Origin of the sequence: Actinokineospora xionganensis (assembly GCF_014323725.1) — a bacterium.
Classification (GTDB): Bacteria; Actinomycetota; Actinomycetes; order Mycobacteriales; family Pseudonocardiaceae; genus Actinokineospora; species Actinokineospora xionganensis.
In genome coordinates this window covers 342400-357450 of the sequence record NZ_JABVED010000002.1, presented here as the reverse complement: position 1 = coordinate 357450, position 15051 = coordinate 342400, and the positions used below count along the sequence as shown (strand labels likewise).

Sequence of the window (15051 nt, the reverse complement as noted above, 5' to 3'; positions counted from 1 at the left end):
AACCGTGGGCGCCCGCGCTCACTACGTTGGGAGTGCACGGAATGTTCGTACGTCGAATCGTGGTCGTCGGCACCGGCTATGTCGGTCTGACCACCGGCGCCTGCCTGGCGTCGCTCGGGCACCGTGTGGTGTGCGCCGACGTCGACCCGGACAAGGTCAAGCGGCTGATCCGCGGTGAGGTCGACATCCTCGAACCGGGCCTGCCCGAGCTGGTCGCCGAGGGGCTCGCCTCCGGCAGGCTCAGCTTCGTGCTCGGCGCGGCCGCGGCGATGACGGACCCGGCGGGCGCCCCCGAGGTCGTCTTCCTCTGCGTGCCGACCCCGATGGGCGTAGGCGGTGTCGCCGACCTGGCCGCCGTCGAGTCCGTTGTGGACGAATGCCGCGACCTGCTCCCCGAGGGCTGTGTCGTGGTGAACAAGTCGACGGTGCCGGTGGGCACCGCGCAGCGCACCGCCGAACTGCTCGGCCGCGACGACGTCGCGGTGGTGTCCAACCCGGAGTTCCTCCGCGAGGGCACCGCGGTCTACGACTTCCTCAACCCGGACCGGATCGTGGTGGGCTGTGACAAGCAGGACGCCGCCGAGCGGGTCGCCGCCCTCTACGCCCGGCTCGGCGCGCCCACCGTGCTCACCGACGCCGAGAGCGCCGAACTGGTGAAGTACGCGGCGAACTGCTTCCTGGCGATGAAGCTGTCCTACGTCAACGCCGTCGCCGAACTCTGCGAGCGTCTCGGCGCGAACATCAACGACGTCACCGAGGGCATCGGTTACGACCACCGCATCGGGCAGGCGTTCCTGACGCCCGGCCCCGGCTGGGGTGGCTCCTGCCTGCCCAAGGACACCGCCGCGATGCTCCAGGTCGCCGACGCCGCCGACTTCGAGTTCCGGCTGCTGCGCGCGACCATCGACACCAACACCCGGCAGCGCCAAAGGATGGTCGACAAGATCCGGCTCGCGGTGACCGGCAAGCGCACCGGCTCCCTGTCGAAGGTGCGGCTGGGACTGCTGGGCCTGACCTTCAAGGCGGGCACCGACGACCTGCGTGACTCACCCGCGCTCGCCGTCGCCGCGCTGCTGCGCCAGGCCGGGGCCGAGCTCTACGCCTACGACCCCGCCATGACCCCCACAGCCTCCCGGCCGGAGCTGGGCCTGGTCACCCTCGTCGACGACCCCTACGAGGCAGCCAGGGACGCGCAAGGCCTCGTCGTGCTCACCGAGTGGCCGGACTTCCGGACCCTCGACTGGGTGCGGATGGCGGAGGTGGTGGCCGAGCCGATCGTGGTGGACACCCGGAACCTGCTCGATCCGGACGTCCTGCGGCGCGCGGGCTTCGATTGGACCGGCGTGGGAAAGAAACCGGCTCAACGGACGCACTGAATACCCGCAACCGGGTTAACGGATTGTGCTCTTCGGACGACTCCCTTCGTGAGGACATCGCGGATCGAGATCAGCGTCATGTGACAAGTTCATGACCGGGTCGCCGCGAACGCTCTTGATCGACGGTGGACACAGCGCCGCCGTGAGCCAGTCGGAAGGCACACCACAGCGATCGGTCTGTGGCGCCTGTCAGCGTGGAGGTGGGTCTTGGGCGACCGGATTCTCGCGATCGCTTTGCTCGCCGTTCATTTCGGCATCCTGGCCTTCCTGGTGTTCGGCGGGCTGTTGGCCGTGCGCTGGCCCAGGGTGGTGTGGGCGCACGTGGCGCTGGTGGGCTGGGGTGTCGTCAGCTCGGTGTGGCAGATGCCGTGCCCGATCACCGGCGCGGAGAACTGGGCGCGGGGCCGGGCGGGGATGGCGCTCTACGAGGACGGGTTCATCGAGACCTACATCCAGGGCGTCCTCTACCCCGAGCACCACGTGAACTGGGCGCGCGCGATCGCGCTGCTGGTGATCGTCTACTCGTGGGCGGCGGCCTACCGCGCCGCGGTCCGCAGGCGGCAGGCCGTCCGGGTCAGCTTCGCGCTCCCACCGGTGCGGGTGCCGGCCCGGCCGAGCCGCTGACCGACCCTCAGACCGTGCCGCCGGGGGCTTCGTCGGCCGTGCTGTCGGGCACCCGCCGCAGCCAGGCCTCGCGCCAGTAGATGTAGTCCGACCTCGGACAGTACCGGTTGAACTGGCCCGCGCATGTGATGTCCTCGATGACCACGCAGTCGCGCAGTTTGATCATCTTTCCGGTGGCCTCGTTGATGATCTGGTCGATCCGGCCGAGCACCCGCCCCTTGCGCCCGGAGTAGGGCAGCATCTCCGCGTCGAACCAGAGACCGCGGTTGCGGTTGTTCGGCCCGAGGGTCGGCATGATCTCTTCCTTGGACTTGACCTCGACCAGTTCGCCGGGTTTGAGGTCGAGCGGCTCCCGCTGCTTCTGCTTCGCCGGGCCGGTGCCGCCGTAGAACGGGTAGAACTTGCCGTCGCGGACGCGCAGTCTCGCGGGGAGCTTGCGGCTGAGCTTCTGGTAGTTGTTGAACACCGAGATCGCCAGCGCCAACAGGGTCGCCCGCAGCTTCACGTTTCCCGTGCGGACGTCGTTGACGTACTGCCTCGCGTCATGCACCGGCAGATAGTCGGTCGCCCGGACCAGTTCGGTGGCCTGACAGCGGTAGATCGGCTCGCCGTCGTCGTCGATGCCCGCGGTGGTCCCGCGCTCGATCACCTCGAGGCTCAGCGGGATCGTGCGCGCGGGCGGCGAGTCCTGTCGGATCGGCGTGCCGTCGAGGTTCTCCAGCCACTCCTCCTTGAAGAAGAGCAGACAGCCCGCCTGGCAGCCGCCGTGGGCGCTGCCGTCGCACCGGGCGCCGGTGAGGTGCACCGCGCGGTCCATGCGCCGGGTGGTGCCCTTGCCGTTGATGGTGTCGCAGGTCTTGTGCGCGCTCTTGAACACGGTGAGTTCACGGCCCGCGAACCTCAGCGTCTCCGGCATCAGCGGCAGCGCGCCCGACGTTCCCTGCTCGTCGAGGGTGGCGAGGATGTCCTCGGCGCTGCGAACACGCACTTTGTCGCCGGTGTGCAGCACCGGCGAGGAACTCGATTGCGGCATGAACGTCTCCAGGCGAACTCGCGGGTATCACTGACGAAGTCGTCCTGCACCCGGGAGCGTTACGGGGTGTGTTGATCTTGACGTGTATCGGTCACGCTGAGCGCTGTTTGCCTTACTGGTTAAAGTCCAAATGCACCAATGCCTGGTCGTCGTGCAGTTTGGTGCGTGGCCACCGCGCTCGGCCCGGGTCGGCCAGTTCCGCCGCCCGCACCGCGTCGAGCACCGCTTGGGGGCCGTCGGTCTCGGCCATCCGCCGCATGTCCTCCCAGCGGGCGAACACGCCGTAGTCGTCGATTCCGCATGAGACGCCGTCGCTGGCCATCAGCACGGCCCGCACGTCGGCTCGCGGCCAGGAAGCCCGCATGGCCTGCTCGGCGGCGGCGGGGACCGCCTCGGCGACCCAGAACCCGCCCTCGCGGTTGCGCCACTCGACGACGGTGTCGACCGACCTGCGCAGCGCGCGCAGCCGGTCGTCGGCCACGACCTCCACCGCGTCGGTGAGGAACGCGGCCACCGGGCTGTCGGCCAGGACCAGTGCCTCCACCGTCGTGTCGTCCCACCGCACGATGGACACCGTGCTCGACGGGCTCTCGCCGGGGGTGAACCCGTTGTGCCGCGCGACCGACCGGATCGAGCCCGCCACGAGCCTCGCCAGATCCAACTCGGGGGCGGCTGACAGCCGTGCGGCCAGTTGCGCGCCCAGTTCGCGGGCGTAGTCGCCGCCGGTGGGCAGATCGGTGCGCGAACTGGTGGCGCCGTCGAGCAGGATCACCGCCTCGGGCAGCACGATCACCACGTCCTCGCTGGGACGTTCGACCCCGTCGAGGCCCACCCCCGCGGCTTCAGCGATTGCGAATCCCGGCATGCCCTGATCCTGCCTCCGTCAATGAAGGTTGACAACCCTGGTGTCGTCAACCTATGTTGACGGCATGGCTGAAGCAACCCAGTTGGCCACGGCGGCGGGCGACAAGGACCCCAGGGTGGGTCTGCGCGCGGTGGCCGCCTTGCGTCGGCTACTCGAACAACTCGAAGCCGTGCAGGTCCGCAGTGCCCGGATCGACGGTTGGTCCTGGCAGGAGATCGCCGCCGAACTCGGCGTGAGCAAGCAGGCCGTGCACAAGAAATACGGGAGGAAGTAGATGTTCGAGCGATTCACCAAGACCGCCCGCGTCATCGTGCGCGACGGCGTGCACCTGGCCGAACAGGAGCGCGCCGCCCTTATCCGGCCCGAGCACCTGCTGCTGGCCATCCTCAAGCACGGCGACACGACCAGCGCGAAGATCCTCGCCGCGCACGGCGTCACGACCGCCGCGGTCACCGAGGCGATCGCCCAGGCCCACCGCCGCGGCGGACTGTCCCAGGCGGACACCGCGGCCCTGAGCGAGGTCGGCATCGACGTCGACGCGATCGTCGAGGCGCTCGAATCCACCCACGGCGAAGGCGCTCTGGCCCCGGCGAGGCGACGGCGCGCGTTCGGCCCGCGATGGCGGGTCCCGATCGCCCCTGAATCCAAGAAGCTCCTGGAGCGCACCCTGCGGGAAGCGTTGGCCCGCAAGGATTCCACGATCGGTGACGAGCACCTGTTGCTCGCGCTGCTCGCCGAGCAGGGCGTCGTGGCCGACATCCTGGCAGGCTTCGGCGTCACGCACCGCACCGTCACCGCGGAGTTGGCCCAGGCAGGCTAACCAGTCCGGCTCCCCGCAATTCCATGCTTGGGTCACCAGACGGGCGATGGCGCCGACCGGCAGGGCAATCGTGGTCGGCTTTCGCCACGATCCCCTTCGGTGTCGGTTCGTTGCAAGTCGGGTTTGTCGGACACCAACTATTGCTGCTTCCAGGAGACGAGGGGCAGGAACAGTTGGGCGAGTGGGCCGATCGCCACCGCGTAGAGCGCGGTCCCGACTCCGACCGTGCCGCCGAGGAGCCAGCCGGTGGCGAGCACGGCGATCTCGATCCCCGTGCGGACCCACCGGATCGAGAACCCGAACCGGGTGGCGAGTCCGGTCATCAGCCCGTCGCGCGGGCCCGGTCCGAGCCGGGCGCCGATGTACGCCGCGGTCGCCAGTCCGTTGAGGACGATCCCGGAGCCGAGGAACGCGATTCGGGCGACCAGGGAATCCGGTGTGGGCAGCAGGAACAGCGTCACATCCACCGACACCGAGATGAGCACGATGTTGGCGATCGTGCCGACGCCGGGCCGCTGGCGCAGCGGGATCCAGCACAGCATCACGATCACGCCGGTGATCGCGGTGATCGTGCCGAAGCTGAGCCCGGTGACCTTGTTCAGCGCCTCGTGCAGCACATCCCACGGCGCGAGGCCGAGCGCGGCCTCGATCTGCAGCGCCATGCTCGCGCCATACAGGGCGAGCCCGACGAAGAGTTGGGTGAGCCGGCGTCCGGGTGCGACCCGGACCGGCACGTGCTGGAGGTCGACCACGGTCATGCGGCCATTCTGACAACGATTGGACTTTCTATCGAGAGCCAATCTGCGACAATTGGTCACATGACGTCGAGTGTTCCACCCAGTGGCCGGGTCTCCCGGCAGCAATTGGTCCGGTTGCTGGGTGAATGGCGGGCGCACGGCAGCAGGCAGGGGTCGGCTGGGCTGGCCGCCGGGATCAAGCTGCTGGTCCTCGACGGGCAGCTTCCGCCCGGCACGGTCCTGCCCGCCGAGCGCGAACTCGCCGAAGCCCTGGGCGTCAGCCGGACGCTCGTCGGCACCGCCTGGGACCTCCTGCGGGCCGACGGTCTGATCGTCAGCAGGCGCGGGTCCGGTTCCTGGACCGCGCTGCCCAGCGCCTCGGGCGCCGACCGGACGTGGGAGTCGCTCGACGAGCAACCCCTCGACCTGGCCCGCGCCGCGCCCGAGGCGGTTCCGGGCATCGCCAAGGCGATCGATGCCGTGCGCTCCCGGTTCGCCGCCGAACTCGCGGGCCACGGCTACTACGACTACGGCGTCGACATCCTGCGCCAGCGCATCGCCGAGCGCTACACCGCACGCGGTCTGCCGACCGGCCCGGCCGAGGTGCTGATCACCAACGGGGCTCACCACGCACTCGCTCTCGTGCTGCGCACGATGACCGACCCGGGCGACCGGGTCCTGATCGAACTCCCCACCTACCCCAACGCCATCGACGCGATCAAGGCCGCGCACGCCGTCCCCGTCGCCGTGCCGCTGGTCGAGGACGGCTGGGACCACGAGGGCATCGAGGCCGCGCTGCGCCAGGCGTCGCCGCGGCTGGCCCACTTCATCGTCGATTTCCACAACCCGACCGGGCGCAGGCTCGACGCCGAAGGCCGCGCCCGGCTTGTCTCCGCGCTGCGCCGCGCGCGGACACCTGTCGTCGTGGACGAGACCCTGGTCGAACTCGACCTCGACGGCGACCCGCTCGACGGTCCCGCGCCGCTGCCCGCGTTCGGCGGCGGCATGGTGCTGGCCGTCGGGTCGGCGAGCAAGTCGCACTGGGGCGGTCTGCGGCTGGGCTGGGTGCGCGCGCCGGAGGACGTCATCCGGCGAATAGCGGCCGCCCGCCATGCCTATGATCTTGGCTCGCCCGTGCTCGAACAGCTTGTCCTGGCCGAACTCTACGCCGATCCGGACCCGGTTCCGCGTGTGCGCCGGACCGAGCTCGCGGCCCGCCGTGACGCGCTGGTCGAAGCCGTCCGCACTTATTGTCCACAGTGGACTTTCGAGGTGCCGGGCGGCGGGCTGAGCCTGTGGTGCGGGCTGCCGGAGCCGATCGGCACCCGGCTCGCGGTGACCGCGCAGAACTTCGGCGTTCGGGTGGCACCGGGATCGCGGTTCGCCGCCCACGGCGGCCTCGAACGCTGGATCCGGCTGCCCTACACGCTGCCGCCCGCGCAACTGGCCGAAGCCGTGCGCAGGCTGTCGCTGGTGGCCGAGCACGTCACCGGATCGCCCGCGCCGGTAAGTCCTTATGGGCACATTCCGGTCGCTTGACTAGCTTTCCCACCCCTTTACCCGCTAAAAAGCGCAGTGCGCTGGATGGCGTAACGCGTTGACCCTTCCGGGTCTGTCGCCATCCAGCGCACTTCGACCTGGTCATCCACCATGAAGGTCATTCGGCACAGCCCCTCGTTGTGCCGATCACGGTGGACGGCCAGTGGGTGCCCCGGCGCCGCGGGGGCATCGCGGCGCCGGGGCCAGGGTCCCGATCTGCACGGGCGCGGTCGGCAGATCGGGCTGTGGAGATGGTTCGAGAGCGGACACGGGCGCCCTATGGGCACACCTGTCCCCGGGGACGGTGCTAGGTCAGTCGGGGGACGACGCGGGAAGCCCCGCGCATCTGCCTGCCGCGTCCGTGACGCGCGATCCCGCCACTCCCGCCGACGCGGGCGGGGTGAGCGGGGCGCGACCGGCGAGCATGCCGGTCAGGCCGCGGGCGTGACCGCCGCCATCGGAGGCGGCGGAGGCGGTGGATCCCGGAGCGGCGGGCGCCGCGGGCGCGGCGGGCGGCTCCGGGGTGGTTCGCTTGTCGGCTTCTTCATCCGACGAGCCGGCCACGAGTTCGAAGGTGGGCTTGCGGGCGGGCGCCTTCGGGACCACGACGGGTCGCGGCGGCTCAACCGGCCGCTCGACCTTGGGCGTGAGCCGCACCGGAGCGGCCTTGACCGGCTCCGGCGCGCTCACCACGGGCGCGCGTGGCGGCGCGGGCGGCTTGACCGACACCGCGGCGGGTGCCGAGAACGTCTCACTCGACTGGCTGGTGGTCTCCGCCTGCGGTTCCAGGATCGGCACGTCGACAGGGTCGTCGACCAGGGGGACCTCCGACACCGTGCCGACCACCCCGCTCACCAGCGGGCGTGCCACGTCGAGGGTGTTGCCGACGAGACCGATCAGCCCGGAGCTGGGTCGGGTGGGTCGCGGCGGCGGTGGTAGCGGCCGGTCCTCAGCCGAGGCGTTCGAAGCGAGGACCACCATGGCGACCCAGACCGCCATCAGCAACCCGGCGACGGCGGCGACGCGGAGCAACAGCACGCTCACTGTGCGATCCACGCTCGTCACCACCATCCGCGACTCGCTCCGACTACCCGGCGCAACCAAGCCACTATCCACGACTTGGCCGCATTTCTGCACCCTAACCGGGCTCGTTCCACCCGGAAAGACGGTGAACGGCCGCACTCCGGGCGGTCGATCATCACAGAGTGTGGAAATCACCACTCCGGGTGACGCGAGGGCTTCCCGCGAGCGCTTGTCTCCTTGCGACGGGACGGTGTCCCTTGTGCACACACATGAGATCGCCGAGCGCCACCCCGCCTTCCAGCACCACGACCCGGGCGGCCCCGCCGAGTGCCTGGTCCACCGCGGCCAACTCCTGGTCCCGCTGGGCGGCCTCGACGCGGCCGTCGACGAACTCGCCCGCTGGATCGACCGCGTGGACTCGGCCGACCACGCGACCCTGCGGCTGCGCCCGACCGCCGACGCCATCCGGATCGCCGAGGACTACGCCGACCGCCTCAAGGTGTCGGCCAACCACGTCCACACGGTCATGGTCGGCGCCCCGATCCTGCACGGGACCGGCGCGAAGCCCGAGCCGGTCGAACTGCCCCCGGAGCCGCCCGCCGAGGACTGGGCCAAGCCGGTCACGGTCCTGATCCTCGACACCGGCGTGGACCCGCACCCGTGGTTCACCAGCCGCCCCTGGTTCGGCGAGTGGGGCCCGGTCCCCGAGACCCTCGACTTCGAGGGCGACGGCGTCACCGACGCCCAGGCGGGCCACGGCACCTTCGTCACCGGGGTGGCGCTGCGGCACGCCCCCGGGGCGGTCCTGCGCCACCACCGGGTGCTGAGCTCCCACGGCATCACCGACGACCGCACGGTGGCCATGGCCCTGCGCCGCACCCGCCAACACGCGGCGGCCCGCGGGGAACACATCGACGTCGTCGTCCTGACCGCAGGCTGCCACACCACGGACGACCGCTGCCCGCCCGCGCTGGTCCACGAGTTCTCCCGCTTCACCGACACCGTGGTGGTCGCGGCGGCGGGCAACCACGGGACGTCTCGCCCGTTCTGGCCCGCGGCACTCCCGTCGGTCGTCGCGGTCGGCGCCACGAAACCGGATGGGAGCCCGGCCCCGTTCTCCGGCCACGGCCCCTGGGTCGACACGGCGGCCCCGGGCGTGGACGTCGTCAGCGCCCACGTCCGCCCGTCGGCGACCGGCCGCGCGTATGGGGCGGCTCGGTGGAGCGGCACCTCCTTCGCGGCGCCCAGGGTGGCGGCGGAGATCGCCAAGGCCATCAACGAGGGCCTGACCCACACGGCCGCACGGGAACGGGTGTCACCGGCGATGTCATCGCAGGTGAGCTGACGAGCGGCCCGCGCTCGCTATGCGCGGGCGGGGGTGTCATCCCGGTGAGCCGTAGCAGGCGAAGCCGAGGTGGCCGTGCGCCGTCTGGGCCCCCGCGAGCGCCTTCGCCGGGCCCGCGCCCGCCGCGAGCCGTTCGTGGAGGTCGGTCATCAGCGGCACGGCGAGGTCGTCGGGCACCGGCAGCGTGCTGGCGACCACCGTGCCGACACCCAGGTCGAGCAGGACGGCGATCAGGCCCAGCAAGTCGGCCTTCCCCGATTCGCAGGACGACAGCACGAGCAGTCGGGGCGGTTCGGGCAGCCGCTCGATGTCCTGGGCGCGCAGCGGGCCATCCGCCAGTGCCAGGGCGGAGAACCGCGGCGCCGCAGTGTGGTGTCGGCCGTGGGCGGCGATGTGGACAAGGCCTGCTCCGCTCATCGCCGCCAACACGTTCACGACGGTCGACTCCCGGCCGGTGACGAGGGTGCCGCCGTGCCGGGCATGCAGCGTGGTCACCTCACCTGCCGCGTGGGTCAGGCCGGGGCAGGCGATCCACGCGGTCGGACCGGTCCGCTCGGGGACCTGTTTCGCGCGCAGCCAGGCGGCTGCCGACGGCGCCACCGAGACCGGTATTCCCGCCAGGCTCGGCAGCGCCGCCCAGGGAACAGACGACAGCTCCGGAGACGGGAGCACGACCAGTTCCCGGATCGCCGAACTCGTGAACAGCATCGCGTCGAGCACCCGTGCCGCGCGCTGGGTGGCCGCGGCAGTCCCGGTCCTGGCGGCCAGTGTGGACGTTATCCGCAGGCTCTCGGCGGCTTCGGCGACCGCGGCCGCCGATCCGACGACGTGGTCGCGGAACCGGCCGCGGAAAACCGAAACCGTCCGCAGCTGTCCTTTATGGACATAGAAGTCTAGCAACTCGCGATCTCCCAGTGCCACACCGATTTCTCGGTGCGTGGGGGCATCCACGCCACGCGAACGCTCGGCCCAGGTGAAGACCGTTCGCGGCCTGCCGCCCGACACGGCGGCGTCCACCCCGACCGCGGCGAGCCGTGAGTCGCCCAGACCGCCGGCGCGGCAGGCGGCGAAAGCGGCTCGTGGGCTGCCCGCCGCCTGGGCCCGGGCCAGCCAGCCGAGCGCGCGCAGTCCGGGTTCGACGGCGAACCGGTGTGGCTCGACCAGATCCAGCCGCCCGGCGAGCAAGCGCAGCTCAGCGGCCTCGGCGACCCACCCCGCCTGTTCGCACCGGTCGGCGACGTCGGACGAAGTTCGCCCCAGGGCGCGCAGCCGCACCGCTTGGGCGTGCGCGAGCCACCCCGAATTTCCCTGCTCCTCGAACAATCCCGCCGCCGTCTCAGCCGCCTTCGCCGCCGTGGCGGGATCACCGGCCAGCAGCGCCCGGTGCGCGTGGGCGAGAGTGGCTTCGGCGAACGCGGGCCCGCGCCCGGTGGCCCCGAGCGCGACCGCCGCCCGGGCGAGTGCCCGTCCTGCGCTGTTGATGAGTCCGACGCCGAGGAGCGCGTTCGCCCGGTCGATCAGGACCTCCGGCCGCGTGGTCTCGTCGATGCCCGCGGCGTCGTAGAGCCGCAGGGCGCGGCTGAAGTCGCCTGCCTGGGCGGCGACGAAACCCTTGTTGTGCAAGCAGGTTCGGGCCCGCTCGGGCTTGCCTTGCGCGAGGTAGAGGGCGTGCGCGCGGTCGAGTGCGTCCTCGGCCACGGCGGGCCGCCGCAGGTAGCCCGCGGAGACGCCGATGCCGACCAGGGCGTTGGCCCGCCAGTGGTCGTCGCGCAGCCGCTTCGCCGCCCGTGCCAGGACGCTGAGCGCCGCTTCGTGCTCGGCCGTCATGCAGAGCGTCAGCCCGTGCAGGCAGTCCGCGCGTGCCAAAAGCTGCCCGGACAACGCGGGCCGGGCGTCGGCGATCAGCGCGACCGCCGCGTCGTGGTCGCCGACCTGCTGCGCGATCCAGGCCATGACCAGCGCGGACTCCGCCGCCTGCGCCGCGGTCGCGGCGTGTTCCCGTGCCAGCCGGGCGTGTGGCCGGGCCCGCAACGGCTCGCCGCGCTCTTGGTGGGCGAGCGCGGCCCGGTGGTGGTGGTCCCAGGTCACCGGAACCACCTCGTCACCAGCGGCACGTCGCCTGCCCGGTGCAGCACGAGCCGCATCCGCCCGGTGGGCAGCTGAGCGGAGAACGCGCCCACCGAATCCACCGCGACGGCGAGAACACCCGCCGCGCTGTGCAGTTCCGCGCGGGTGACGGGGACGGTCAGCAGCCCGGACACCCGGTCGGCGATCTCGATGACCCCCGCACCACACCGCCACATCCGGGCGCCGCCCCGAACCGCGACCCCGGCCAGCGGCGAGAGTTCCAGCCAGTCCCACCGGGCGCCGACGAACGTCCCAGCCAACATCGCCGCGGTGCGGACGGTGGCGGGCACCGGATCGACCCGGTCCAACATGCCCGCCAACTCGGCGAGCAACTCCGCGTCGGTCATCACACCACCTCGCTTCGGAAGCGCTGGATGGCCGCGGAATGGCGGCAGGAAGCGAGCAGGCCGGTCATCACGCCACCTCGCCCGGGATGCCAAGGGAGATGAGCTTGCGCCGCAACACGTCGAGGCATCTGCCGCGGGTCTGCCCGATGCTGCCCACCGCGATCCCGACCGCCCGCCCCAGCTGGGCGTAGCTCAAGTCCGGTGCGAAAGCGAGCAGGCCCAGGAGGGACCGGCAGCGGTCCGGGAGCGCCGCGAAGGCGCGCCAGAGGGTGTCGTCGCGCTCGCCGCGCAGGATGGCTGTTTCCGGCCAGCGGTGCTCGCCCGCGTGGTCGACGACGTCGGACCACTCCGACGCCCGCACCTCACGGCCGCGGTGGGCGATCATCCGCAGACACTCCCGCCGGGCCGTGGTGGCCAGCCACGCCGAGAGCCGCTCGGGCGACCGGAGCGTGGGCAGGTGCTCCGCGAGGGCGATCCAGGTGCTCTGGCTGACGTCGGCCGCGTCCGCGTCGTCGAGTCGGTGGGCGCGGGCGATCCGCCAGACCAGGCCCGCGTACCGCTCGACCAGGTCCCGCCATGCCGTCTGGTCACCCGTGCCCGCCCGTCGGACGAGCTCGGCTGTGTCCACTTGGTCCTCCCGGTGATCGTCATCGCCGGTCGGACGACGATCACCGCGAGCCGGATCCGGGTGACCCACCAAAGAGGGACAAGGGGAACCGGGTCAGAGCTTGTGCAGCCTGCTGATCGCCTCGTCCAGGATGTCGTCCTTCTTGCAGAACGCGAAGCGGACCAGGTGCCGCCAGCGGTCCGGGTTGTCCGTGAACACCTGCACCGGCACCGCCGCCACCCCGATGCGCGCGGGCAGTTCGCGGCACAGCTCCAGACCGTCGCCGAAGCCCAGCGGCCGCACGTCGGCGCAGACGAAGTACGTGCCCGCGGTCTGGCGCACCCCGAACCCGGCCTCGGCGAGTCCGGCGGAGAGCCGGTCGCGCTTGTTCTCCAACGAGTCCCGAAGGTCCCGCACCCAGGCGCCTTCGTGGTTCAGCGCGTGCGCCACCGCGGGCTGGAACGGCGCGCCGCCGACGAAGGTGAGGAACTGCTTGGCCGCGCGCACCGCCGCGACCAGTTCGGCGGGCCCGCAGACCCAGCCGATCTTCCACCCGGTGCAGTTGAAGCTCTTGCCCGCGCTGGAGATCGTCAGCGTGCGCTCCGCCATCCCCGGCAGCGATCCCAACGGCACGTGCGCCAGCCCGTCGAACAGCAGGTCCTCGTAGACCTCGTCGGTGATCGCCAGCAGATCGTGCTCGACGCAGACCTCGACGACGGCTGCCAGCTCCGCCTGGGTGAAGACCGTCCCGGTCGGGTTGTGCGGGCTGTTCACCAGGATCGCCTTGGTCGCGGGCGTGACCGCCGCCCGCAGCGCCTCGACGTCGAGCCCGAAGCGACCCGACGGCTCCTCCACCAGGGACACGACCCGCCGGGTGGCGCCCGCCATGGCGACCGAGGCGGCGTAGGAGTCGTAGTACGGCTCGAAGAGGATCACCTCGTCGCCCGCCTCGACGAGAGCCAGCAGCGACGCCGCGATGGCCTCGGTGGCACCCACGGTGACGAGGATCTCCGAGTCCGGGTCGAAGGCCGTCCCGTAGCGCGAACGCCGCGCCGCGATGGCCGCTCGCAGCTCCGGCCTGCCGGGCCCCGGCGGGTACTGGTTGATCCCGTCGGCGATGGCTTTCTGGGCTTCGGCCAGCATGGCGGCCGGACCGTCGGTGTCCGGGAAGCCCTGGCCGAGGTTGACCGCGCCGAAGCTCGCCGCGAGGGAGGTCATCTCCGCGAAGATCGTCGACGTGAACGGACGCAGCCTGGGTACAAGCGTGGTTCGAGGCACGGATAGGAATCCTCACGGACAATGGCGTCGTGGAGCAAGTACCCGGCGAATTTGAGAAGCGGCGCGCCCTGCGGCAGATGAAGGGCGTCGCCCTGGGATTCCTGCTGGGTGCCACGGCGATCTTCATCGGCCTGACCCTGTGGCCGGACCCGCCCCCGTGGACCGGCTACGTGAAGGCCGCCGCCGAGGCGGGCATGATCGGCGCCCTCGCCGACTGGTTCGCCGTCACCGCGCTGTTCCGCAGGCCGATGGGTCTGCCCATCCCGCACACGGCGATCATCCCGAACAAGAAGGACGTCCTCGGCGACAGCCTTGGCGACTTCGTCGGCACCAACTTCCTCTCCGAACAGGTCGTCCGCGAACGCCTGCGCCGCGTCGGGGTGGCGAACCGGCTCGGCGGCTGGCTCGCCCAGCGGGAGAACGCCGAACGGGTCACCTCGGAGTTGGCCACGGTCGTGCGCGGCGCCGTCACGGTCCTGCGGGACGAGGACGTGCAGGCCGTAATGGAGCAGGCCGTCGTCAACCGGATCGTCGGCACCCCCTGGGGTCCGCCCATGGGCAAGCTCCTGGAACGGGTCATCGGCGACGGCGCCCACCACAAGCTCGTGGACCTCATGTGCGACCAGGCCTACGACTGGGTCAAGGTCAACCACGCCCAGGTCCTGGGCGTCGTGTCCGGCCGCGCCCCGACGTGGTCGCCGAAGTTCGTCGACGCCCTGGTGGCGGACAAGGTCTACGGCGAGGTCCTGTCCTTCGCGTGGAACGTCAAAACCGACGTCAACCACCCCATGCGGCTGGCCTTGGACAAGTTCCTCACCGAGTTCGCAGGCGACATGCAGACCGACCCGCGAGTGATGGAGCGGGCCGAGCAGGTCAAGCACCAGGTCCTCGAACACCCGGATGTGCAGACCCTCATCGGCTCGGCGTGGACCACCGCCAAGAAGATGCTCCTCGACGCCGCCGAGGACCCGTCGAGCGAACTGCGCACCCGGGTCCGGGCAGGCCTGATGACCCTCGGCACCCGCCTGATGGGCGACGAGTCCCTGCGCACCAAGGCCGACGGCTGGGTGGAGGGCGCCGCCGCCCACATCGTCCTCAACTACCGGGACGAGATCACCACCCTGATCACCGACACAGTGCAGCGCTGGGACGCCGACGAGACCGCACGCAAGGTCGAACTCCAGGTCGGCCGCGACCTGCAGTTCATCAGGATCAACGGCACCGTGGTCGGCGCCCTCGCGGGCCTGGTGATCTACACCGTCGCCCAGCTGATCACCTGACCCTCGCGCGAGTCGCCCCCTCCAGCAACCGACTTCGACATTCGCGCACG

Annotated in this window: 15 protein-coding genes; 7 read left to right on the top strand and 8 right to left on the bottom strand. The window is 71.1% G+C overall.

What is annotated here, in order from left to right; genetic code table 11:
• Positions 1–41 precede the first annotated feature (41 nt).
• The gene (locus GPZ80_RS05300; protein WP_187218620.1) at positions 42–1376 is read left to right on the top strand and encodes a UDP-glucose dehydrogenase family protein; all 1335 of its coding nucleotides are present in this window, start codon (positions 42–44) and stop codon (positions 1374–1376) included.
• A gap of 207 nt (positions 1377–1583) precedes the next feature.
• Complete coding sequence (locus GPZ80_RS05295; RefSeq protein WP_187218618.1) at positions 1584–2000, top strand: DUF2784 domain-containing protein; 417 nt, start codon at positions 1584–1586, stop codon at positions 1998–2000.
• A gap of 7 nt (positions 2001–2007) precedes the next feature.
• Here the strand turns inward: GPZ80_RS05295 and GPZ80_RS05290 are convergent, their stop codons facing one another.
• Complete coding sequence (locus tag GPZ80_RS05290; protein WP_187218616.1) at positions 2008–3033, bottom strand: hypothetical protein; 1026 nt, start codon at positions 3031–3033, stop codon at positions 2008–2010.
• Positions 3034–3145: 112 nt separating this feature from the next.
• Positions 3146–3898 carry a hypothetical protein gene (locus tag GPZ80_RS05285; RefSeq protein WP_187218614.1) on the bottom strand — a complete coding sequence of 251 codons (753 nt, stop codon included), beginning with the start codon at positions 3896–3898 and terminating at the stop codon, positions 3146–3148.
• 64 nt (positions 3899–3962) lie between these two features.
• Between GPZ80_RS05285 and GPZ80_RS05280 the strand changes: the two genes are divergently transcribed.
• Both GPZ80_RS05280 and GPZ80_RS05275 read left to right on the top strand, forming a co-directional pair.
• Positions 3963–4172: a sigma factor-like helix-turn-helix DNA-binding protein gene (locus GPZ80_RS05280; RefSeq protein ID WP_187218612.1), complete on the top strand. Its 210-nt coding sequence runs from the start codon at positions 3963–3965 to the stop codon at positions 4170–4172.
• Positions 4173–4718 (top strand): Clp protease N-terminal domain-containing protein, encoded by a 546-nt coding sequence (locus GPZ80_RS05275; RefSeq protein ID WP_187218610.1) that lies wholly within the window; start codon positions 4173–4175, stop codon positions 4716–4718.
• A gap of 137 nt (positions 4719–4855) precedes the next feature.
• On the opposite strand, the gene yczE is transcribed toward GPZ80_RS05275, so the two are convergent.
• Positions 4856–5476: a membrane protein YczE gene (gene yczE / locus GPZ80_RS05270; RefSeq protein WP_187218608.1), complete on the bottom strand. Its 621-nt coding sequence runs from the start codon at positions 5474–5476 to the stop codon at positions 4856–4858.
• A 60-nt stretch (positions 5477–5536) separates the two neighbouring features.
• Here yczE and yczR point away from each other — a divergent pair, with 60 nt between their 5' ends.
• Entirely contained in the window at positions 5537–6994 is a 1458-nt protein-coding gene (gene yczR, locus GPZ80_RS05265; protein ID WP_187218606.1) for a MocR-like transcription factor YczR, read from the top strand.
• A 312-nt stretch (positions 6995–7306) separates the two neighbouring features.
• On the opposite strand, the gene GPZ80_RS05260 is transcribed toward yczR, so the two are convergent.
• The gene (locus GPZ80_RS05260) at positions 7307–8050 is read right to left on the bottom strand and encodes a hypothetical protein (RefSeq protein ID WP_187219035.1); all 744 of its coding nucleotides are present in this window, start codon (positions 8048–8050) and stop codon (positions 7307–7309) included.
• A 226-nt stretch (positions 8051–8276) separates the two neighbouring features.
• Here GPZ80_RS05260 and GPZ80_RS05255 point away from each other — a divergent pair, with 226 nt between their 5' ends.
• Positions 8277–9362 (top strand): S8 family peptidase, encoded by a 1086-nt coding sequence (locus GPZ80_RS05255; RefSeq protein ID WP_312880124.1) that lies wholly within the window; start codon positions 8277–8279, stop codon positions 9360–9362.
• Positions 9363–9398: 36 nt separating this feature from the next.
• Here GPZ80_RS05255 and GPZ80_RS33285 read toward each other — a convergent pair whose 3' ends face one another.
• The 4 genes from GPZ80_RS33285 to GPZ80_RS05235 all read right to left on the bottom strand — a co-directional run bounded on the left by GPZ80_RS33285 (position 9399) and on the right by GPZ80_RS05235 (position 13721).
• Complete coding sequence (locus GPZ80_RS33285; RefSeq protein WP_187218602.1) at positions 9399–11450, bottom strand: CHAT domain-containing protein; 2052 nt, start codon at positions 11448–11450, stop codon at positions 9399–9401.
• Positions 11447–11836: a hypothetical protein gene (locus GPZ80_RS05245; RefSeq protein ID WP_187218600.1), complete on the bottom strand. Its 390-nt coding sequence runs from the start codon at positions 11834–11836 to the stop codon at positions 11447–11449. Before GPZ80_RS05245 ends, GPZ80_RS33285 begins: the two co-directional genes overlap by 4 nt.
• Positions 11837–11903: 67 nt before the next feature.
• Positions 11904–12464 (bottom strand): RNA polymerase sigma factor, encoded by a 561-nt coding sequence (locus GPZ80_RS05240; protein ID WP_187218599.1) that lies wholly within the window; start codon positions 12462–12464, stop codon positions 11904–11906.
• A 93-nt stretch (positions 12465–12557) separates the two neighbouring features.
• The gene (locus GPZ80_RS05235) at positions 12558–13721 is read right to left on the bottom strand and encodes a pyridoxal phosphate-dependent aminotransferase (RefSeq protein ID WP_187218597.1); all 1164 of its coding nucleotides are present in this window, start codon (positions 13719–13721) and stop codon (positions 12558–12560) included.
• Positions 13722–13798: 77 nt separating this feature from the next.
• On the opposite strand from GPZ80_RS05235, the gene GPZ80_RS05230 reads away from it, so the two are divergent.
• A complete protein-coding gene (locus GPZ80_RS05230; protein WP_187218998.1) occupies positions 13799–15001 on the top strand; it encodes a DUF445 domain-containing protein in 1203 nt (400 codons plus the stop codon).
• Positions 15002–15051 lie beyond the last annotated feature (50 nt).